Annotated in this window: 19 protein-coding genes; 8 read left to right on the forward strand and 11 right to left on the reverse strand. The window is 61.2% G+C overall.

Translation table 11 applies throughout. The features are described 5' to 3' along the window. Positions 1 to 86: 86 nt before the first annotated feature. Positions 87 to 299 (reverse strand): hypothetical protein, encoded by a 213-nt coding sequence (locus tag G3O01_RS37305; protein ID WP_205812025.1) that lies wholly within the window; start codon positions 297 to 299, stop codon positions 87 to 89. On the opposite strand from G3O01_RS37305, the gene G3O01_RS37310 reads away from it, so the two are divergent. Beyond that, entirely contained in the window at positions 298 to 918 is a 621-nt protein-coding gene (locus G3O01_RS37310; protein ID WP_205812026.1) for an XRE family transcriptional regulator, read from the forward strand. The two genes, G3O01_RS37305 and G3O01_RS37310, sit on opposite strands and share 2 nt — an antisense overlap. A 501-nt stretch (positions 919 to 1,419) precedes the next feature. Beyond that, on the forward strand, positions 1,420 to 1,572 hold the full coding sequence (locus tag G3O01_RS37315) for a hypothetical protein (protein ID WP_205812027.1): 153 nt from the start codon (positions 1,420 to 1,422) through the stop codon (positions 1,570 to 1,572). A gap of 115 nt (positions 1,573 to 1,687) precedes the next feature. Here the strand turns inward: G3O01_RS37315 and G3O01_RS37320 are convergent, their stop codons facing one another. Both G3O01_RS37320 and pcaQ read right to left on the reverse strand, forming a co-directional pair. After that, positions 1,688 to 2,812 (reverse strand): VOC family protein, encoded by a 1,125-nt coding sequence (locus tag G3O01_RS37320; protein ID WP_205812028.1) that lies wholly within the window; start codon positions 2,810 to 2,812, stop codon positions 1,688 to 1,690. A 117-nt stretch (positions 2,813 to 2,929) separates the two neighbouring features. Continuing rightward, complete coding sequence (gene pcaQ / locus G3O01_RS37325; RefSeq protein WP_205812029.1) at positions 2,930 to 4,009, reverse strand: pca operon transcription factor PcaQ; 1,080 nt, start codon at positions 4,007 to 4,009, stop codon at positions 2,930 to 2,932. A 109-nt stretch (positions 4,010 to 4,118) separates the two neighbouring features. Between pcaQ and pcaH the strand changes: the two genes are divergently transcribed. Both pcaH and pcaG read left to right on the forward strand, forming a co-directional pair. Then, on the forward strand, positions 4,119 to 4,823 hold the full coding sequence (gene pcaH, locus G3O01_RS37330; RefSeq protein WP_205812030.1) for a protocatechuate 3,4-dioxygenase subunit beta: 705 nt from the start codon (positions 4,119 to 4,121) through the stop codon (positions 4,821 to 4,823). A 2-nt stretch (positions 4,824 to 4,825) separates the two neighbouring features. Further along, entirely contained in the window at positions 4,826 to 5,416 is a 591-nt protein-coding gene (gene pcaG, locus G3O01_RS37335) for a protocatechuate 3,4-dioxygenase subunit alpha (protein ID WP_205812031.1), read from the forward strand. A 178-nt stretch (positions 5,417 to 5,594) separates the two neighbouring features. Here pcaG and G3O01_RS37340 read toward each other — a convergent pair whose 3' ends face one another. The 4 genes from G3O01_RS37340 to G3O01_RS37355 all read right to left on the reverse strand — a co-directional run bounded on the left by G3O01_RS37340 (position 5,595) and on the right by G3O01_RS37355 (position 9,270). Further along, a complete protein-coding gene (locus G3O01_RS37340) occupies positions 5,595 to 6,380 on the reverse strand; it encodes a class II aldolase/adducin family protein (protein ID WP_205812032.1) in 786 nt (261 codons plus the stop codon). Between the two features lie 94 nt (positions 6,381 to 6,474). Continuing rightward, positions 6,475 to 6,729 (reverse strand): H-NS family nucleoid-associated regulatory protein, encoded by a 255-nt coding sequence (locus G3O01_RS37345; protein WP_205812033.1) that lies wholly within the window; start codon positions 6,727 to 6,729, stop codon positions 6,475 to 6,477. Positions 6,730 to 7,057: 328 nt separating this feature from the next. Further along, positions 7,058 to 8,710, reverse strand: coding sequence for an acyl-CoA synthetase (locus tag G3O01_RS37350; protein ID WP_205812034.1), 1,653 nt, complete (start codon positions 8,708 to 8,710; stop codon positions 7,058 to 7,060). A gap of 251 nt (positions 8,711 to 8,961) precedes the next feature. Continuing rightward, entirely contained in the window at positions 8,962 to 9,270 is a 309-nt protein-coding gene (locus G3O01_RS37355; protein WP_205812035.1) for a hypothetical protein, read from the reverse strand. Between the two features lie 393 nt (positions 9,271 to 9,663). Here G3O01_RS37355 and G3O01_RS37360 point away from each other — a divergent pair, with 393 nt between their 5' ends. The 3 genes from G3O01_RS37360 to G3O01_RS37370 all read left to right on the forward strand — a co-directional run bounded on the left by G3O01_RS37360 (position 9,664) and on the right by G3O01_RS37370 (position 12,996). Next, positions 9,664 to 10,563 carry a DUF72 domain-containing protein gene (locus G3O01_RS37360; RefSeq protein WP_205812036.1) on the forward strand — a complete coding sequence of 300 codons (900 nt, stop codon included), beginning with the start codon at positions 9,664 to 9,666 and terminating at the stop codon, positions 10,561 to 10,563. A gap of 137 nt (positions 10,564 to 10,700) precedes the next feature. Continuing rightward, the gene (locus tag G3O01_RS37365; protein WP_205812037.1) at positions 10,701 to 12,164 is read left to right on the forward strand and encodes a hypothetical protein; all 1,464 of its coding nucleotides are present in this window, start codon (positions 10,701 to 10,703) and stop codon (positions 12,162 to 12,164) included. 22 nt (positions 12,165 to 12,186) lie between these two features. Beyond that, positions 12,187 to 12,996 (forward strand): hypothetical protein, encoded by an 810-nt coding sequence (locus tag G3O01_RS37370; protein ID WP_205812038.1) that lies wholly within the window; start codon positions 12,187 to 12,189, stop codon positions 12,994 to 12,996. Positions 12,997 to 13,004: 8 nt separating this feature from the next. On the opposite strand, the gene G3O01_RS37375 is transcribed toward G3O01_RS37370, so the two are convergent. The 4 genes from G3O01_RS37375 to G3O01_RS37390 form a co-directional block, all read right to left on the reverse strand. Then, positions 13,005 to 15,413 (reverse strand): transglycosylase domain-containing protein, encoded by a 2,409-nt coding sequence (locus G3O01_RS37375; protein WP_241024615.1) that lies wholly within the window; start codon positions 15,411 to 15,413, stop codon positions 13,005 to 13,007. A 245-nt stretch (positions 15,414 to 15,658) separates the two neighbouring features. Next, complete coding sequence (locus tag G3O01_RS37380) at positions 15,659 to 17,134, reverse strand: sodium:solute symporter (RefSeq protein WP_205812040.1); 1,476 nt, start codon at positions 17,132 to 17,134, stop codon at positions 15,659 to 15,661. Beyond that, positions 17,131 to 17,331 carry a DUF3311 domain-containing protein gene (locus G3O01_RS37385; protein ID WP_109480797.1) on the reverse strand — a complete coding sequence of 67 codons (201 nt, stop codon included), beginning with the start codon at positions 17,329 to 17,331 and terminating at the stop codon, positions 17,131 to 17,133. Before G3O01_RS37385 ends, G3O01_RS37380 begins: the two co-directional genes overlap by 4 nt. 220 nt (positions 17,332 to 17,551) lie before the next feature. Further along, positions 17,552 to 18,442: a LysR family transcriptional regulator gene (locus G3O01_RS37390; RefSeq protein ID WP_205812041.1), complete on the reverse strand. Its 891-nt coding sequence runs from the start codon at positions 18,440 to 18,442 to the stop codon at positions 17,552 to 17,554. Positions 18,443 to 18,600: 158 nt separating this feature from the next. On the opposite strand from G3O01_RS37390, the gene G3O01_RS37395 reads away from it, so the two are divergent. Then, positions 18,601 to 19,326, forward strand: a complete 726-nt coding sequence (locus tag G3O01_RS37395; RefSeq protein ID WP_205812042.1) for a pirin family protein — start codon at positions 18,601 to 18,603, stop codon at positions 19,324 to 19,326. The last annotated feature ends 6 nt before the right edge of the window (positions 19,327 to 19,332 follow it).

Here is a 19,332-nt window from a genome sequence, read left to right on the forward strand (position 1 = left end):
ACAAAAGTAAGTTCGGAAACTATACACGCCGTGATTTATGGCGACAAGCGGCGCTGCGTCATGAATTTGCATGATCTGACCGTACGCTAAAAACAGGGAAAAATGAGGGTTTTCCCTTGATTTTGCACGCAATGCTTCTCAGCGCGACGCATCATCATGCACACTTCGCGAGTGCGTTTCAGATCGGAAATCTGTCGACAGGCACCGTGCCCACGGCGGTTGGCGCGGCTGACCTTGAATCGGCGAATGTTATGATCGGAAACACTTGAAAGCATCACCGCTTTGTCGTTCACGCCCATGGATACCTCGCTTACCAAGTCGAACGAAAACTCGACGTCGGACCTCGGCCGGCGCGTGCGCGCTGCGCGGCTCGCTCACGACCTGACGCTGGAGACGGCCAGCCGCCTGTGCGGCGTGTCGCGCTCGACGCTATCGAAGGTCGAAAACGGCTTGATGTCGCCTACCTTCGACGTGCTGCAGAAGATCGTCGTGGGTTTGAAGATCGATCTGGGCGAACTGTTCGGTTCGACGCCGAAGGTCAACGCGAGCGGCCGGCGCGCGCTCACGCGCAAGGACGCGGGGCAGCGTCATGCGTATCGCGGTTATCAGATGGAACTGCTGGCGACGGATCTTGCGCATAAGGCAATGCTGCCGTTTCGTATCCGGATCACCGCGCATACGCTCGATGCGTTCGATGATTGGGGTCGCCATGAAGGCGAAGAGTTTCTGTATGTGATCAGCGGTAGTGTGTGTCTGTATTCCGAGTTGTATGCGCCGACGCATCTGAATGCCGGGGATAGTCTTTACTTCGATAGCCGGACTGGGCATGCCGCTGTTTCTACTAGCGAGGAAGATGCAGAAGTCTTGTGGATGGCGACTAGCGCTGATTTGGGCAGCAAGGGTGCTGCTGGGAAGTAGTGGTTGTTTTTGCCTTTGGGCGGGGCCTGTGTTTGGTTTTGGTTTTGGTTTTCCTGTCGCTGGCATCCGCGATTTGCCTTCGTGCTTCACGCGTTGCCCCTGTGCGGGGCGGCACTTACTTTCTTTGCCGCCGCAAAGAAAGTAAGCAAAGAAAGCGGGCTAACACCGCCCGTTCTTGACCTCCGCCTGAGGGCCCCCAACGGGTCCTCCGCTTCAAACGGCGTTCTGCCCACTCAATGCCCGTTGCCAGCGCTTCGAACCGGCGCCTCACCCGCTTCAATCACCCGTAGCGCAACCAGCGGCAGCGAATGGTTAATGCCGCCCAGGTGGCAAACTGTGTGTAGGTCGTAGTACTCCATACCTCAGCGCTCTTACGACACCGATCGTGCTTTTTAATCCGGAGTGAAGCGCATCCGCCGCGATAGCCGACACACAGTTTGCCGCTATAGAACGTGGGCAATCTGATCGCGCTCGCCGAGACGCGGGAGTGTAAAGCGGGTGATGAGCCAATTCGAAGCGTTGGCAGCGGGCATCAAGAAGAGCGCTGGCGGGGACAGGACGGGGCCGTTGGGGGCCCGTGGGCAAGAAGAAGAATTGGCGGTGTTCAGCGGCTTTCTTTTGCCTACTTTTCTTTGCCGCGGCAAAGAAAAGTAGGTGCCGCCCCGCACAGGGGCGACGCTTGAGGCAGGCAAAACAAATCGCGGATGCCAGCGCAGAAGCAAAGGCAAAAACAAAAGCAAAAACAAAAACAAAAGCAAAAACCAAAAACTCACCCCGCCCGCGCCTGCGCAAGCGCCCCAAGATTCCCCTCACCAAACCCATGGTGCCCCTTCCTCTGCACGATCTCGAAGAAGATATCCCCTTCACGCCGCCGCACGAAAGTCTGAAAGAACAGCAGCGGCACACCATCGGCACCAATCTCGCCATCAACAAGAATCCGCCCGCGCCGCAGGCGCTCGATATCAAGCCCATGCCCCGGCAACCGAGCATCGATCTGATCGTAATAAGCAGGCGGCGGCTCGACCAGTTCAATCCCATTGGCTAGCAACTGCTCGACACAAGCAAAAATATCATCGGTAGCAAGCGCAATATGCTGCACACCTTCGCCCGGATGATCGGGCAGATATTCATGCATCAGGCTGGTACGCCGCGTACCTTCCTCATACAACGGAATACGGATCGCGCCACACGGCGACACCATCACCCGCGATTCCGCCGATACATGCCAGTTCGCATGCAACTCGTGAATCTCGCGGAAATTCAGCAGCTCGCGATAGAAGTCGATCCATTCCTGCATGCGCCCCGCGCCGACCGTTTGCGTCAGATGATCGACGGCGATAAGACCCGTGCCGGCATGACTCAAATCGGCCTGCGCCGTGCTCGGTTCGATGGGACGAAAGTCGATATCGAAGATCGAGATGTCGCCAAGGCCGCCCTTCTGGCCGCCACGTCCGCGCCAGCGGTCGACGAAATAGATGTGCGAATCGCCAATGCCCTGAATCGCGGGAATCGTCAGTTCGCCCGTGCCGATACGCTCGCCTTCGAACGACCACGCGCCAAGTTCAGTCGCGCGATCATAAGCACGCTGCGCATCGGCGACGCGAATGCCGATCGCGCAGATGCCCACGCCATATTCTTCCGCGTATCGTTCGGCGAACGAATCCGGCTCGGCGTTGAGCAGGAAATTCATGTCAGCCTGGCGGAATAGCGTCACGTCCTTGCTGATGTGGCGCGCAATCGGCTTGAAGCCGAGCTTCACGAAGGTATCGGCGAGCACCTGCGGATGGCGCGCGGCAAACTCGACAAATTCGATGCCGGCTGTGCCGAGCGGATTGTGCTCCGGGTCCGCGACGGCCTTGAGCGCGTCGGCAGGGGTCGGCAGGTCGCTGGGCATGTGCATCTCCATGAATCGGGCTGGTTCAACTCGGCTGGCGTCCGGATCGCGGCGCCGCGCCCCGTGTTTTACACCGCACCACACCTCTCTTGCAACCTTGATTTTGTACCAACCGGTTCAAACAGGGCTCTTCCGGCGTGGACTGGCTGACGCTTTGCGGCCGCGAGGCTTCGTATCGGCGCCTGCACCGCTGCCGCCAGCACGCTTCGCGCGGCTTTTCGCCGTCGCGCCACTCTCGCCGGCGTCCCCGCGCGCCTGCATGTCACGCGCAAGCCGCTCGCGCGCCACCTTGCGCACGGCCTCGATCAAGGCGCGGCCAACGGGTGTCGGTTGCGTGTCCGAGCGCAGGATCAACCCCACCGGCTCTTCCGTGCCCGCTACGGGCAACGGTAACGGAACCAGCAAACCATGCGCCAGTTCGTATTCGATCGCGCTGCGCGGCACGAACCAGACGGCATCGTTTTCCAGCGCGAGCGCGCGCCCCACCGACACCGACAGCACCTCGACAAACGACGACAACGGCGGCACCGCCCACGCGCGCAACAGGCTCTCCGCCGACTGCCGTATCAGCGTGCCATACGGCGGCACGACAACGGGAAACTCCAGCAGCCGAGTCGCCGACGACAACGCGCCCGACGCCAGCGCATGCCCCGCGCACACGACGGCGATCAGCGGCTCGCTATACAACTGTTCGAACGTCAGTCCCACCATCCGCTCGGGATCGGCCAGCCGGCCGACGGCGAACTCGATCGCGCCCGCTTTCAGCTGCTCCAGCAGTTCGGTATTCGAACCCGTCTTGAACCGGACGATCGCATTCGGCCATTGCTCGCTGAACAGGCGCATCACGGGCGGCACGAGCGACGTGGCGACGGTCGGCAGCACGCCGATATCGAGCGTCGCGGACGCCTCGCCCTCTGCGCGCGCGAGCAGATCGACGCCCTGCCGCAGCGCGCTCACGCAGGCGCTCGCATGCGGCATGAAAAGCTGCCCTTCGCGCGTGGTCACCGCGCCATGCCGGCCGCGCTCGAACAGGCGCACGCCGAGTATTTCCTCCAGCTCGGCCACCGTTTTCGACACGGCTGGCTGCGTGATCGACAGGCTCTCCGCCGCCTTCTGCACGCCGCCGAACTGCGCGACGGCCAGAAAGCACTGCAGATGCCGGAATTTGACGCGACTGTCCGCGAGGCTGCGTTGCATAACGGATCGTTATACGAGATGGGAAAAAACGTCATTTTGCATAACTTCTTGGCTTCTATAAAGTCACGTCATCCACTATCCAAAATCGAATCCCCCAAGGAGACATCTGATGGACGATTCCATTCTGAGTCCGCGCGACTTCCCCTCGCATCCCGCCTATGTCCATTCGCCGTACGGTTCGTCCGTCAAGCGTGGCCCGACGCGTCCGCTGATTCCGCTGAAGGAACGCCTGCGCGACCAGCGCGTGCCCGTCTACGGCGCGGAAGACCTCGGCGCGCTCGATAACGACCTGACGCGCAATGCCGTGAAAAACGGCGAGCCGCTCGGCGAACGCATCATCGTCACGGGCCGCGTGCTCGACGAAGGCGGCCGCCCGGTGCGCAACACGCTCGTCGAAGTGTGGCAGGCGAACGCCGCCGGCCGCTACGTGCACAAGAACGACCAGCACGACGCACCGCTCGATCCGAACTTCCTCGGCGCGGGCCGCTGCCTGACCGACAACGAGGGCCGCTATCGCTTCATGACGATCAAGCCGGGCGCGTATCCGTGGGGCAATCACCCGAACGCATGGCGCCCGAACCACATCCACTTCTCGCTGTTCGGCGACTATTTCGGCTCGCGTCTGGTCACGCAGATGTACTTCCCCGGCGATCCGCTGCTCCAGTACGACCCGATCTTCCAGGGCACGCCGGAAGGCGCCCGCGACCGCCTGATCTCGCGCTTTACGCTCGACGTGACGCAAGAAAACTACGCGCTCGGCTATGAGTTCGACATCGTGCTGCGCGGCCCGAACGAAACCCCGATGGAGCGCTGATCATGACGACGCTTAAGCAAACCCCTTCGCAGACGGTCGGACCGTACTTCGCCTACGGCCTGTGCCCCGAGCAGTACAACTTCGACCTGAAGAGTCTTTTCACAAACGTCATCGCGGACCGTGAGGCAGCGGGCGAGCACATCACGCTGATCGGCCAGGTGTTCGACGGCGACGGTGCAGTGATCGGCGACGCGATGATCGAAGTGCAGCAGGTGGACAGCGAAGGCCGCTATCCGCAATCGCGTGAAGAAGTGGCGAAGACAGGCTTTCGCGGTTTTGCGCGCTTCGGCACGGGCACGGATCCGCAGAAGCGCTTCATCATCGAAACGGTGAAGCCGGGCCGTGCATCGCCCGATGAAGCGCCGCATCTGAACGTGATCGTGACGATGCGCGGCATGCTGCTGCATACGTTCACGCGCGTCTATTTCGACGACGAATCAGCGGCGAACGACAAAGACCCCGTGCTGGCAAGCGTGCCCGCCGAACGCCGTGCGACGCTGGTGGCAAAGCGTGAATCGCAAGGCGGCAAGGCTGTGTACCGCTTCGACATCCGCATGCAAGGTCCGAACGAAACGGTGTTCTTCGACCTGTGATGGGATGCGCGGCGAGAGAATCCTGCATGTATTCCATGCAAGATTCATCGCCCGTTCACAAATGAACGTTAGGATGCGTTGCGCGAGTCAAATCGCGCAACGAAACTCCGAGCAGTTTTAGAGGCCCGCTTCGACGCGGGCTTTTTTTCGTCTTCGTGTTGCCCGCGCGGCCTTCTGATTAGCTGCGGTAATCGGAAACCGTATTGTCGATCAGCCGCAAGGCCGATTCCCATGCAAGCTCCGCGATGCCCTCTTCGTCATCGCGCGCAAACTGGCTCGCCGTGAGTTCGCGCACGCGCTCGGACGGCAGCGTCAATTCCGCATTGCCCGCGAGTGCATGGATCTGGATCTGGCAGGCACGCTCGAGAAAGTAGATTTCCTGAAACGCCGTTGCCGCCGATTTCCCGCCCGCCAGCAGACCGTGATTGCGCAGAATCATCGCATTGCACGTGCCGAGATCGGCCACGAGCCGCTCACGCTCGCCGAGATCGAGCGCAATGCCTTCGTAGTCGTGATACGCGAGCACGCCGTAGAACTTCAGCGCATGCTGGCTGATGGGCAGCAAGCCCTGCTTTTGCGCGGACACAGCCGAACCCGCCGACGTATGCGTATGAATCACAAAGCGCATATCGGGGCGCGCGGTATGCACGGCAGAATGAATCGTAAAGCCCGCCGCGTTCACGCGATAACGCTTCGGATCCGCGGCAACCTTTTGCGCATCTTCAACGACGCGCCCATCGCGATCGATCTTCACGAGATCCGATGCGCGCATCTCGTGAAAGAGCACGCCATAGCGATTGATCAGAAAGTGATGCTCGGGGCCGGGCACGCGCGCGGTGATATGCGTATCGATCAGATCGGTCATGCGGAAATGCGCGACCAGCCGATACAGCGCAGCCAGTTCGCAGCGCGTCGCCCATTCTTCACTGCGGTATCCAGCCTGTTGCGAGGTCGTCTCCGACATGGCGATGTCTCCATGAAAACAGTCGCGCTGCGCCTGAATGGAAAGCGGAAAAGCAAACGGCAAAAACCAATGAAAGCGCCCGCGAATGCGGCGCTCAGACGCGGAAGTGCTCGATGTCCTGACCGGCGTTGATGGCGCGCGTGAGCCAGTCCGGGCGGTCGCCCGTGCCATCCCATTCATGCCCAAAAGCGTCGCGGTATTTTGGCGTGGCGGCGTCGGCGATCAGCGCTTCTTCGAGCGCTTCAAGCGTAATGCCGAATTCGTCCATACGGCGACGGATCCACAAGATCAGCCGCTCACGCGCTTGACCATCGAGGTCGAGCGTCCGATGTTCCTCTCGCTCTTTCATAACGTGCCGATAGCGTATCGAATTACGCGGCCTATAAGTGCCAATAAGCGCGCGTTAAATAGATTAAAGGCTTCGCAGTTGCAGCGAAGCCTAAATACGAACCCACCAATTTCTGCCGACAGAAGGAGTCAGCGCGATTCGACAGATTGAGTGCGGCGAAAACCCGTACGGCGCGTACTGGAATTTCGCCATGAACCTTGAGAGGTCGCTTCCCTGATTTATATTGATTCTAGCATCCATTCCCGCATTCGCGCGGCAGACGCCTCACTTCGTTATGTACGGAAAGCGGCACTGGCTCTACGTTTGCGACGATCACATCATAAGCATGCTAGGTTTTGTGCTGTTCCTGATCGATCGCACTCGACGACTTCACGCGCGCACGCAATTCGAATTTCTGGATCTTGCCTGTCGACGTTTTTGGTAATTCGCCGAAGAAGACCGCTTTAGGCAATTTGAATGCGGCGAGCAATTGCCGGCAATGCGCAATGATGTCATCCGCGCTTGCTTCCATGCCTTCCTTCAGTTCGACGAATGCGCATGGCACTTCGCCCCATTTCGGATCGGGCATCGCCACCACGGCCGCAACCGACACAGCGGGATGCCGGTACAGCGCGTCCTCGATCTCGATACTCGATATGTTCTCGCCGCCGGAAATAATGATGTCCTTGCTGCGGTCCTTGATGCGCACGTAGCCGTCTTCGGTAATGACGCCGAGGTCGCCCGTATGGAACCAGCCGCCTCGAAATGCGGCTTCCGTGGCGCGCTCGTTCTTCAGATAACCCTTCATGCAGATATTGCCGCGAAACATCAGTTCGCCGATCGTTTCGCCGTCACGCGGCACGGGTTCCAGCGTATCGGGATCGCGCACGTCGACAGCTGCCTGCAGGTGATAACGCACGCCCTGTCGCGCATTGAGCCGCGCGCGTTCGTCGTCGTCGAGCGCGTCCCACGCGTCCTGCTTTGCGCAGACGGAAGCGGGTCCGTACACCTCGGTCAATCCGTACACGTGCGTCAGATCGAAACCAATCGACTTCATGCGCGCAATGACGGCCGGCGACGGCGCCGCGCCCGCGACCATCGTCGACACGCGGTGATCGATGCCCTCGCGCCATTCGGCGGGCGCATTCGCCAAGGCGCTTTGCACGATCGGCGCGCCGCAATAATGCGTGATGCGTTCGCTGCGAATCAGATCGAACACCAGCTTCGGATCGAATTTGCGCAGACACACGTTGACGCCCGCGCGCGCCGCGACCGTCCACGGAAAACACCAGCCATTGCAGTGGAAAAGCGGCAGTGTCCACAGATACACCGCATGCTTCGGCATATCCCATTCGAGGATATTGCTGAGCGCATTCAGATACGCGCCGCGATGGTGATAGACCACACCCTTCGGCTCGCCCGTCGTGCCCGACGTGTAGTTGAGCGCGATGGCGTCCCACTCGTCGGCGGGCGCCACCCACGCGAATTGCGGATCGCCTTCCTGCAGGAACGCTTCGTAGTCAGTTGCGTTCGGGAAATGATGTTGCTCGGCGGGTAGCGCATCGCTGACGCTGACAATGCGCAGCTGCGGCAATTCGCGCGCGGCGCGCAGCGCCAGCTCGCCGTATTCGCTGTCGACGATCAGCACTCTCGCCTCGCCATGACGCAGCATGTACAGGATCGACGCGATATCCAGCCGCGTATTCAGCGTATTGAGCACGGCACCCGCCATCGGTACGCCGAAATGCGCTTCGATCATCGGCGGGATGTTGGGCAGAAGCGCCGCGACGGTATCGCCGCTCGCAACGCCCACGCGTTGCAGCGCGCTCGCAAGGCGCCGCGCGCGTTCGTATGTTTCGCGCCACGTGCGGCGAATGTCGCCATGCACGACGGCGAGCCGGTCGCCATAAACGTCGGCCGCCCGCGCGATGAAATCGATTGGCGTGAGCGGAACGTAATTAGCCTCGCGGCGCGCGAGCCCCGCTTCATACATATGCGTCATGGCTGTGTCTCCTCCAGAGCGTGTGGATGCGTCGATTGAATTATTTTCTGGAAATGGGTGATGCACCTTGATCCAGAGCGCGGCGAGCGCAATGGAATGTAGTGCCGGAACGTGAAATTATTTGTGCGAAGCCGCACCGCAACATGGAACGCTGAACGAAGCGCGTCGCAAAGCGCGGCAACCGCGTCGAACGCGGCACGCGCGCGCAAACGGATATCGGGCAACGCCCTTAGAACATCGCGCCTGAAGGCTCAGACGCGCGGCAGATCGTCGATGAATTTTTCGATGTGGCCGTCCGGCACGTCGGTATCGATTCCGTCGTGACCGTCGGTGTGAGAAACCGTCTTGATCTTGGGGCCCAGCAGATTCATGCCGCCCAGCGTGAAGAGCGACCACACGGCATTGCCCGCGTGAATAGCCGTCACGACGTCGGCGACGTCGACGATCTCGTGCGGCGAAAGCCATTCATTCGTTTTTGGATTGACGAGAGCCCAACGGACGTGGGTGACGCGGTCAGTCGTAGGGTTAATGCGTACGGCATCGATAGCATAGGTTGCCATTTCCACCTCCATCGTCGTCACCCAGGCATCGTAGCACTTATGTCTGGTTACACGAAGCGCACGCGTAACATCGGCGCGGACGCGAATGCGCACGGAAAACCGCTAGCCGAAACCGCAATGAATCGCGGATGGACCCATTCGAAGGCCAGTGCTCCGCTGCACGGCAACTGCCCGGATGTACTCTGCGGCGCCGACCGCCGCGTGACAGCCACAGTGCGTGGAATGACTGCATCTTCGAATGGCTTCCACTTTCTATAACGGTCGTGCGCAAATTCTTCTTAACGCGGGTTTGCACCAATGCGGCGCGGCGCACACATCGGCCCGCGCCGCCCGTCTATGCGGTGCATGCACATGCAGTACGATGGCCGCACTGACCTGCACGGAAGACACACCATGTCGATCGAAGTCGGGACGGCGTCATGGACGGACGCCACGCTCATCAAATCCGGCCGCTTTTATCCGAAGGGCTGCACGAGCGCCGAAGCGCGCCTGCGTTTCTATTCGAGCCAGTTTCCGATGGTCGAAGTCGACGCGTCTTACTACGCGATGCCCAATGCCGCGACGAGCGCGCAATGGGCCGAGCGCACGCCGCAGCACTTCACGTTCAACGTCAAGGCATTCCGGCTCTTCACCGGGCATCAGACCGAGCGCAAGTTCTTTCCGTCCGACATTCAGGCGCTGCTTCCGCAGAACGACAAACGCAACCTGTACTACCGCGACGTACCGCCCGATATCGTCGACGAAATGTGGCGGCGCTTCTTCGAAGCGCTCGAACCACTGCGCGTAGCAGGCAAGCTCGGCGCGGTGCTGTTCCAGTTCGCCCCGTGGATCTCGACCGCGCCGCGCGACATCGCGCACGTGCGGCATTGCGCGGACCGGATGTCGCCGTATCTGACGGCATTCGAATTCCGCAATGCCAGCTGGCTTGACGACAGGCACCGCGAATCGACGCTCGCATTCGAACGCGAGCACGGCCTCGTGCACGTGATCATGGATGCCCCCGAAGGCGTACCGAACCGCGCGCACACCGTTTGGGAAGCGACCTCGCCCGAACTCGCGATCGTGCGGCTGCACGGGCGCAATGCGCAGACCTGGAGCGGCAGCACGACGGCAGCCGGCCGTTTTAATTACGACTACACGGAACGCGAGCTGGAAGAGATTGCGGCACCGGTGCGCGAGATCGCGAAACGCGCGGGCCGCACGCATGTGATCTTCAACAACTGCTTTGAAGACGCCGCACAACGCAACGCGCATTCAATGATCCGCATACTTCAGCAAGAGCGCTTTGCGTAAAGCCGTCGTGTCGCCAATCGTTAAACGGGCAATCCACTAAAGCAATTTCCTTTTGCAATTCAGTTTGCATCGACTAGCCTCGTCTTATTCAAACCCAACAAATAGCTTTCATAAGACGAAAAAGACGAGGGACATCGATGCTACTGACGGCTTATGTGCAGGCCAGCAAGCCGGGCCTGTTGCAATTGTGGGTTGGCATATTCGGCGTGGCTGCGCCGCCCGTGCCGCAGGTTTCCATCGACCGGCAGGCGGCCGTGCCGCTCGATCCGCCCGCGTTCTTTCCTATCCGCGATTTCAGCGTCGACGACGCCGGCCAGGCGATCAATCATCAATGCGTGCTGCGCTTTGCGGTGCCGGAAGAATCGCGTCCGCGTCAGATTCGTATCGACGCGGGCGGCGAGCAGTTCGAATTCGCGAGCACGTCATTACCCAAAGAAGTGCCGACGCTGATGGACGGCAGCTTCAACATCCTGCTGTCGTCGTGCTATTCGCAGCCGGAAGATATGGACGGGCTGCTCGGCACGATCGTCTCGCAGATCAAGGTGCAACCGCATCTGACCGTGCTTGCGGGCGATCAGGTGTACCTCGATCTCCCTCTCACGCAGCGCGTGCCCGATCAGAACCCCGACCGCGCGCGGCTGCTGGCCAACAAGTACTACCTCAACTGGCTCTCGGCTGCGCTGCGCGTGCCGGGGTTGCAATCGGTGCTGGAGCGCGCGCCCGTCGTGTGCATTCCCGACGATCACGAGTTCTGGAACAACTACCCGTTCGCGCAAAAGCAGTTGCCCGATACGTGGACGGACGCGTCGCGCCACTTGCTCGGCGACACGGCGCGCGCACTGTACGAGGACTACCAGATCGGCGGCGCGCCGGGCGGCGCAGGCGGCGCAATCCGGCTCGACGTCGAGCCGTTGAAGATGCTGTTCGTCGATATGCGCTGCGACCGCGACAGCACGTTCAAATCGCTGATGGGTCCCAAAGCCGTCGCCGCGATGCAGACATGGGAACAGGATCTCGTCAACGCGCACGCTGCAGGGCAACCCGTGGTCGGCCTGCTCGCCTCTGGCCAGGCGCTTTTCATCGATCCGCCCGAAAGCAACTGGCGCAAGAAAACCTTCGACGCCGAAATGCCGAACTACGCGCAATTCGACGTGCTGCAGGCCACGCTCGGCCGTCTCGCCGATAACGGCATTCCCATCGCCTACATGACGGGCGACGTGCATTGGGGGCGCGTCGCATCGGGCCACGATCTGCAGACGGACACCACGCTCTATGAAGTCATTGCATCGCCGTCGCGACTGATACGCACGCCCTTTCTCGACACCGCAAAAGAAACGGCCAATTCGGTCAAAGGCATCTTTGGTGGCGGCACTGCATGGCCGCGCCATGCCGATCCTGAAGATGTGCCCGACCGCTTCGGAGTAAATCACCGCTTCGCGCTCAAGCAGGAATTCGGCCAGCGCGGCGATCAGGTTGCGATTCTGTCGTTCACGCGCGTGGGCAGCGGCGTCGATATGCAGGTGACGTACTACGGCATTTCCAGCGACAAGGCACTTTCACAATCGGTATCCACGACGCGCTTCGAACTGCGCGCGCGTTAACTAAAAAAGACGAGGCAAGCACATGCTGAAGATCGTACGGTCGACGACCACACAGTCGAATCCGCAGTTCGCCCAGTTCGAGCGCAAGGACGGCGAGAGCAATACCGAATGGGGCGAACGCGCGGTGCTCGACATGAACGCGGGCGGCCCCGATGAGTGGACCTATGTCGTGCTGCTCGGCGGCAGCGATACGCTGGCGTTTCGCGTGCGCGTCGCGCAATCTCACTTGCGGCACGACATGTTGCCGTCGTTCTGGTCCGAATCGATTCTCGTGCGCCTCTCGGGCGCGACGCTCAGGAAGGCGCAAGCATTGCACGTTCCGCTACATCAGCCTGAAGGGCCCGCGTTTGCGGCGCGCGTGAATGGTGTGGTCGCACGTCCGTTGACGGACTTCGACGATACGGCGCGCTATCCGAACATCGCGGTCATCGCGTTGCCCGTTGCGCAGGACAAGGTCGTCGCGAAGGTAGCGGACTTCGAGCAGTCGCGCGCGACGCTCGATGCGCTCGAACACGTGCTGCGCTGGCTTGCCTATGCGTGGGGCGCGGCGCGCACGCCGAATCCACTGCACGACAACTACGGCTTGCCGTCGACATGCATGATCGAAACCGTTTGTGCGGCTGCGAATTTCGATCTGACGCCTGGGCTCGAATCGCGGGCGTCGTGCCCCGAAGCGATCTGGGCGGCGACGAATTACTGGCACGAGTACTTCGAGAAGTTCAACGGACGCGAGCCGATAGGGCGCTATTACACGCCGCACACGTACCCGATCGTCGAACCGTCCGCGCCTGCGCCTGCGGCACCCGCGCCGAAGCGCAAATCGAAGAAATAAGCTTCAGTTCAAGGCTGTGAAGCGGGCGCGCTGGCGGGGCTTGCGGCGGGTGCCGAGGCAAACGCAGGCGCTTGCACGCCGCCATTGACGGCTGCAGGCGCGCTCGCCGCAGCCGCTGCACTTGCGTCACCCGGCGACGGCAGAATGGGCGGCTGCGATGCGGGCGCAATGATCTGCGGCGGCTCGGCATCCGTCGGTGCCGAAGCCTCTGCAACGGGCGACGCGCTCTCCACCACGGGCGCCGCGGGCACTGGACGCGGCTTCGGCCGCGGTGCAGGCGCCGGCGTCTCCGTCTTCGCCGACGACGGGAACAGGTACGCCATCCACGCGCGCAGCTTCATACGCAACGTATCGAACATGCCCGGCGGCGGCTCTTCCGCGAACTTCACACGCGGATCAACGATGCGCGAGCGCAGCGAACGCTGGAAGAAGTCGCCGACGATCGGCAACGCGCTATGCGCGCCCTGCCCCCAGTAGTCGCTGCGCAGCGTGACGCGGCTGTCGTTGAAACCGACCCACGCGCCCGCGACGAGTTGCGGATGCATCAGGATGAACCAGCCGTCCGCATTGTCCTGCGTCGTGCCCGTCTTGCCCGCGACGTCGGCGCGAATGCCGAAGCGCGTGCGAATGGCCGAACCCGTACCCTTGTTGACCACCGAACGCATCACATCGAGCAGCGTTTGCGCGCTGGCAATCGGCATCACGCGATCGGGGCGCGACGGCTGGAATTCGGCGAGCACTTCGCCCTTGCGGTCTTCGATACGCGTGACGAGCATCGGCGCGACATACGCGCCTTCGTTCGCGATCGTGCCGTACGACGACACCATTTCCTTCAGCGAGACAGGGCTCGTGCCCAACGCGAGCGAAGGCACGGCGTCGAGCTGGCTTTCGCGCACGCCCATCGCGCGCGCAAGCCGCGCGACCTTTGCGGGTCCGACCGATTCCATCAGTTGCGCGGTGATGCGGTTGCGCGAATACGCGAGGCCGTCGCGCAACGTGATCGGACGGCCGCTCGGCGCGTCTTCGTCGCTCGGACGCCAGATTTCGCCGCCTGCCAGCGGGATTTCGACCGCCTGATCGGGGTAAGTGTCCTCGGGCTTCGCGCCTTGCTCGAAGGCTGCGCCATATACAAAAGGCTTGAACGTCGAGCCCGGCTGACGGCGCGCCTGCGACACGTGATCGTACTGATCCTGCGTAAAGTCGCGGCTGCCGACCCACGCCTTGATCTCGCCCGTACGCGGGTCCATCGCAACGAACGCAGCCTGCACACGCGTCTTGCTGTCGCACAGCGCCTTCATGAACGCGCGATCCGCCGACAGATGCTTGAGCGCATCTTCATCGCTCATGCCGGAGTCTTTTGCGCTGTGATACTCAGGCGTCTCACGGATGAACGCGTCGAACACATCCTTGTGACCGGTGCATCCGCCGCGCGCATTCCACGCTGCATTTGCAATCGACTGCAACTGGTTGCCCTGGAAGGTCAGCGCCTGGGTCGCCATCGTTTGCAGGCGCGCATCGATGGTCGTGCGTACGACGAGGCCGTCGGAATAGATGTTGTAGTCGTTCGCATCGGCCCACGCGATCAGCCACTTCTTCAATTGCTGCGCGAAATGCGGCGCGGGGCCGGGCGGCTCCATCTGACGCTCGAAATCGACGCGCAGCGGCCGCGCCTTGAGCGAATTGAATTGCACTTGCGTGAGGCGCCCGTATTTCACCATTTGCCCAAGCACGGTATTGCGCCGGTCCAGCGCACGCTCGGGATTGATCACCGGGTTGTAGTAACTGTTGCCCTTCAGCATGCCGATCAGCGTCGCGCTTTCGAGCACGGTGAGATTGTCGGCGGATTTGTCGAAATAGGTGCGCGCCGCCATTTCGATGCCGTACGCGTTGTACAGGAACGGCACCGTATTCAGATACGTTTCGAGAATCTCGCTCTTCGTATAGACGGCTTCGATCTTGAAGGCGGTGATTGCTTCCTTGATCTTGCGCGTGAGCGTCGGCGCGCGGCCGATATCGTCGGGATAGAGATTGCGTGCCAGCTGCTGCGTAATCGTCGAGCCACCCTGGCGGTCGCCCGAAAACGTGTGCAGGGCCGCGCCCGCCGTGCGTTTGAAGTCGATGCCGTGGTGCTCGTAGAAGCGGTGGTCTTCGGTGGAGATTAGTGCATCGACGACGTGCGGCGAGATGTCGGAGAGCTTCATCCACACGCGGTTGGTCGGCTTGAACTCGGCAAGCAGCTTGCCGTCGGCCGAATAGATCTGCGCGGGCTGCTCGATTTTCGCCTTGCGAATATCGCCGATGCCTGGCGTGAACGGAATCAGGATCAGTACATACAGCAGAACGAGCGCGGGAACCGCGACGGCCGTCAAACCCACGCCGCGCCACGTCGGGTGGCGCAAACGTTGCACCACGCGCATGACGGGCGGTTTGGCAAGGGCCCAAGCCCAGACGGATATTTCCCGGAGAAACGACAGTATCGACTGTCTCACGCTAACGCACCATCGGCAGAAAAGGCTGCATCCTACCAAAACAGCGCGGACGTCCTGACGTTTTGCAAGAATTGGCAGCGCGCGCTGTGACGCCTGGCGCTGGAAAAGACATCGGCCGAACCGCGCCGCTTGCGCGGGCAGGTTCGGCCGATGCGTTCAGCTAAAGCTTGAAATCAGACGGGCGCGCGCTTCGGCGTGACCATCGAAACCACGAACGTCACGATCACATTCACGACCAGCGCGATCAGGCCGATATAAAGCGGCCACGTCGAATCGCCGACATGCAGCGCGAACACCGGCTTGAGACCCTGCGAAATCGCGAGCCCCGTGCCGACGACGATGCCCACCAGCCAGCCGAGGAACAGGCCCGGCGTGTTGAGACGGCGCGTGTACAGCGAGAACACGATGGCCGGGAAGATCTGCAGAATCCACACGCCGCCGAGCAGTTGCAGGTCGATTGCGTATTGCGTCGGCAGGAACACGATGAACAGCAGCGCGCCAAACTTCACGACCAGCGACACGATCTTCGCCGTCGATGCTTCCTGCGCGGGTGCCATGTCCGGCGACACCAGCGGACGCCACAGGTTACGCGTGAACAGGTTCGCCGCGCCGATCGACATGATGGCCGCTGGCACCAGCGCGCTGATCGCAATCGCCGCCGCTGCAAAACCGACGAACCACGCCGGGAACAGCGTGCCGAACAGTGTCGGGACGATGTCGGACGCCGACTTCACGTGAATGCCTGCTGCAATTGCCATATAGCCGAGCAGCGCAATCAGGCCGAGCAGCAGCGTGTACGCGGGCAGAAAGATCGCGTTCTTGCGCACGGTCTGCATCGACGAAGACGACAGAACCGCCGTCATGGTGTGCGGATACATGAACGCAGCCAGTGCCGAGCCGAGCGCAAGCGATGCATACGCGGTGAACTGCGTCGGCTTCAGGATGATGCCCGTCGCGCCGCCCTTCGCCTTGAAGTAGGTATCTGCCGCGTCGAACACATGGCCATAGCCGCCGAGCTTCACGGGAATCAGCCACACCGCCGCGATCACGACGATATAGATCATGATGTCCTTGACGAACGCGATCATCGCCGGCGCACGCAGGCCGCTGGTATACGTATAGAGCGCGAGGATGATGAACGCGATCACGAGCGGCGCTTCACCCGAAATGCCGAGACCCTTGATGACGACCTGCATGCCGACCAGTTGCAGCGCGATATAAGGCATCGTTGCGACGATACCCGTCAGCGCGACAGCCGCCGGAAACCACTTGCCGCCGTACTCGCCGTGCACATAGTCGGCTGCCGTGATGTGGTTTTTCGCGTGCGCGATCTTCCACAACTTGGGCATCACCGCGAACACGAACGGATACACGATGATCGTATAAGGCAGCGCGAAGAAGCCATACGCGCCAACCGAATAGACCAGTGCGGGAACCGCGATCACCGTATAGGCCGTATAGAAATCGCCGCCTACCAGGAACCACGAAATGATCGTGCCGAATTGACGGCCGCCCAGACCCCACTCGTGCAATTGCGTGAGATCGCCCGCTTTCCAGCGCGCGGCCACGAAACCGAGGACGGTGACGAGAAGAAAGAATGCGATGAAGACGGTCATCGCGACCGGGTTCACAGGGTTCAATTCACTCATTTTTTAATGCCCCGGTACACGACGTAGATCAGCAGCGACGTGAGCGGAACCCACAGGAACTGATACCAGTAGAAGAAAGGAAAGCCAGCGAATGAAGGGCGTGTGTCGTTATAGAAAGGCAGCCACAACAGCGCGATATAGGGGATCAGCAAGATGAGCCAGAGCCAAGAACGGCCGGCCGGTTCGGTAGGTTCCACGTATGTCCCTCTTTGGTCTATCTGATTGAATCCGCTTTGCTGGTGCGCCCGAACAATATGTGTGGACGTGGATTCACACGAGCCGCCCATTTCACGCACGCCTGTTGCACGCGCCCGCAAAGGTACGCGCATTATCTGTGAAAACCTTTATTGTTGCTTGCAGCGTAACGAGCGGTTATTCAATGCGCGCAAAGCTTTCAATCAGCTTTAAAGCAACGAGTTATTTACGTGTGGCTTTGCCGAAACGCTCGCGCAGATATTGCGTAAATGCACGAATCGTCACCGATGCCTGGCGATGCTGCGGATAGACCGCATATAACGTCAACGGCGGCGAGACAAAATCGCTGAGTACTTCGACCAGCTTGCCGCTCGCCAACGCTTCGCACACGATGAACTCCGGCAGACGCGCAATGCCGAGCCCTGCAATTGCGGCATCGCGGATCACCTCGCCGTTGTTCACGCGCAGCGGGCCGTGCACTTCAATAGTCTTGCTCGCGCCATCGACGATGTACTCCCAGCCGCTGCGCGCTTCCTGCCCATACAGCAGGCACGCGTGACGCGCGAGATCGTCGGGCGTTGCGGGCGGGCGCCGCGCCTTGCGATACGCGGGGCTGCAACACGCGACCATGCGCATCTCGGCGAGCTTCTGCGCGATCAGCGTCGAGTCCGCGAGCGTGCCGATACGCAGCGCCATGTCGAAACCCTCTCCAACTACATCGACGACCCGGTCGCTCAGTTCCAGGTCGATGCGCACGTCGGCATTTGCGCGCAGGAAGGCCGCGACGAGCGGCGACAGATGGATCATTCCGAACGACATCGGCGCGCTGACGCGCAGCAGGCCGCGCGGGTCCGAACGACCCGATGTCATCGCCTGCTCGGCGTCCTCGACTTCACCGAGGATGCGCGTGGCCCGCTGATAGAACTCGTAGCCGAGGTCCGTCACCGCGAGCTTGCGCGTGTTGCGCACCAGCAGCCGCACGCCGAGGCTCGCCTCCAGCGCCATCACACGGCGGCTGACGAACTGCTTCGACAGATGCAGGCGGATGGCGGCCGCTGTGAAATTGCGCGCGTCGACGGTGGCGACGAAGATCTTCAGATCGTCCAGCTGCATTGGCCTGGCACCCTTTTTGTCAACTCAAATAGGACAGTGATTCCCGTTTGACGTCGATTATAGCCACTCTGATTGACCTACACTTTCATCACTGCTTCAGACAACGGCACCGCCGGTGTCGCGAGAGGCAAAAGCCAATCAGATAACGGAGAAGGAAAATGATCGACATCAGACACGCCAATGAACGCGGCCGCGCCGAACACGGCTGGCTCAGCTCGCGTCATACGTTTTCTTTTGCGAACTACTACGATCCGAAGCAGATCGGCTTCTCCGATCTGCTGGTGATCAACGACGACCGCGTCGCACCCGGCCGCGGCTTCGGCAAGCATCCGCACCGCGACATGGAAATCTTCTCGTACGTGCTGGAAGGCGCGCTCGAGCACAAGGATTCGATGGGCACGGGTTCGGTGATCGTCCCCGGCGACGTGCAACTGATGAGCGCAGGCACGGGCGTCGCACACAGCGAGTTCAATCACTCGGCCAGCGACTCCGTGCACTTCCTGCAAATCTGGATCGCGCCGTCGGTGAAGAACGCAACGCCGCGTTATCAGCAGCAGAACTTTTCGGCGCAGGACAAGCGCGGCACGCTGCGGCTGGTGTTGTCGCCGGAAGGCACGGACGGTTCGCTCGAATTGCGCCAGGACGCACGTGTGTATGCCGGTCTGTTCGATGGCAATGAAACGGCAGGCGTCGATATCGCTGCGGATCGCTATGCGTATGTGCATGTGGCACGCGGCAGTGTGAAGCTGAATGGCGTCGAACTGAATGAAGGCGACGGTGCGCGTATTCGCAATGAACGCCGCCTGGAATTCACGGAAGGCCACGACGCGGAAGTACTCGTATTCGACCTGCGCAACAACGAAGTATCGGAATTGTGGTCCTGAGCGGCG

This window comes from Burkholderia sp. Ac-20365 (assembly GCF_017104715.1).
Lineage (GTDB): Bacteria > Pseudomonadota > Gammaproteobacteria > Burkholderiales > Burkholderiaceae > Paraburkholderia.

What these genes read in the sequence shown, in the direction of transcription:
- G3O01_RS37310 (WP_205812026.1), top strand. Translation starts at nt 298, where the DNA reads ATGGATACCTCGCTTACCAAGTCGAACGAAAACTCGACGTCGGACCTC.
- G3O01_RS37305 (WP_205812025.1), bottom strand. Translation starts at nt 299, where the DNA reads ATGGGCGTGAACGACAAAGCGGTGATGCTTTCAAGTGTTTCCGATCAT.
- G3O01_RS37315 (WP_205812027.1), top strand. Translation starts at nt 1,420, where the DNA reads ATGAGCCAATTCGAAGCGTTGGCAGCGGGCATCAAGAAGAGCGCTGGC.
- G3O01_RS37320 (WP_205812028.1), bottom strand. Translation starts at nt 2,812, where the DNA reads ATGCCCAGCGACCTGCCGACCCCTGCCGACGCGCTCAAGGCCGTCGCG.
- pcaQ (WP_205812029.1), bottom strand. Translation starts at nt 4,009, where the DNA reads ATGCAACGCAGCCTCGCGGACAGTCGCGTCAAATTCCGGCATCTGCAG.
- pcaH (WP_205812030.1), top strand. Translation starts at nt 4,119, where the DNA reads ATGGACGATTCCATTCTGAGTCCGCGCGACTTCCCCTCGCATCCCGCC.
- pcaG (WP_205812031.1), top strand. Translation starts at nt 4,826, where the DNA reads ATGACGACGCTTAAGCAAACCCCTTCGCAGACGGTCGGACCGTACTTC.
- G3O01_RS37340 (WP_205812032.1), bottom strand. Translation starts at nt 6,380, where the DNA reads ATGTCGGAGACGACCTCGCAACAGGCTGGATACCGCAGTGAAGAATGG.
- G3O01_RS37345 (WP_205812033.1), bottom strand. Translation starts at nt 6,729, where the DNA reads ATGAAAGAGCGAGAGGAACATCGGACGCTCGACCTCGATGGTCAAGCG.
- G3O01_RS37350 (WP_205812034.1), bottom strand. Translation starts at nt 8,710, where the DNA reads ATGACGCATATGTATGAAGCGGGGCTCGCGCGCCGCGAGGCTAATTAC.
- G3O01_RS37355 (WP_205812035.1), bottom strand. Translation starts at nt 9,270, where the DNA reads ATGGCAACCTATGCTATCGATGCCGTACGCATTAACCCTACGACTGAC.
- G3O01_RS37360 (WP_205812036.1), top strand. Translation starts at nt 9,664, where the DNA reads ATGTCGATCGAAGTCGGGACGGCGTCATGGACGGACGCCACGCTCATC.
- G3O01_RS37365 (WP_205812037.1), top strand. Translation starts at nt 10,701, where the DNA reads ATGCTACTGACGGCTTATGTGCAGGCCAGCAAGCCGGGCCTGTTGCAA.
- G3O01_RS37370 (WP_205812038.1), top strand. Translation starts at nt 12,187, where the DNA reads ATGCTGAAGATCGTACGGTCGACGACCACACAGTCGAATCCGCAGTTC.
- G3O01_RS37375 (WP_241024615.1), bottom strand. Translation starts at nt 15,413, where the DNA reads ATGCGCGTGGTGCAACGTTTGCGCCACCCGACGTGGCGCGGCGTGGGT.
- G3O01_RS37380 (WP_205812040.1), bottom strand. Translation starts at nt 17,134, where the DNA reads ATGAGTGAATTGAACCCTGTGAACCCGGTCGCGATGACCGTCTTCATC.
- G3O01_RS37390 (WP_205812041.1), bottom strand. Translation starts at nt 18,442, where the DNA reads ATGCAGCTGGACGATCTGAAGATCTTCGTCGCCACCGTCGACGCGCGC.
- G3O01_RS37395 (WP_205812042.1), top strand. Translation starts at nt 18,601, where the DNA reads ATGATCGACATCAGACACGCCAATGAACGCGGCCGCGCCGAACACGGC.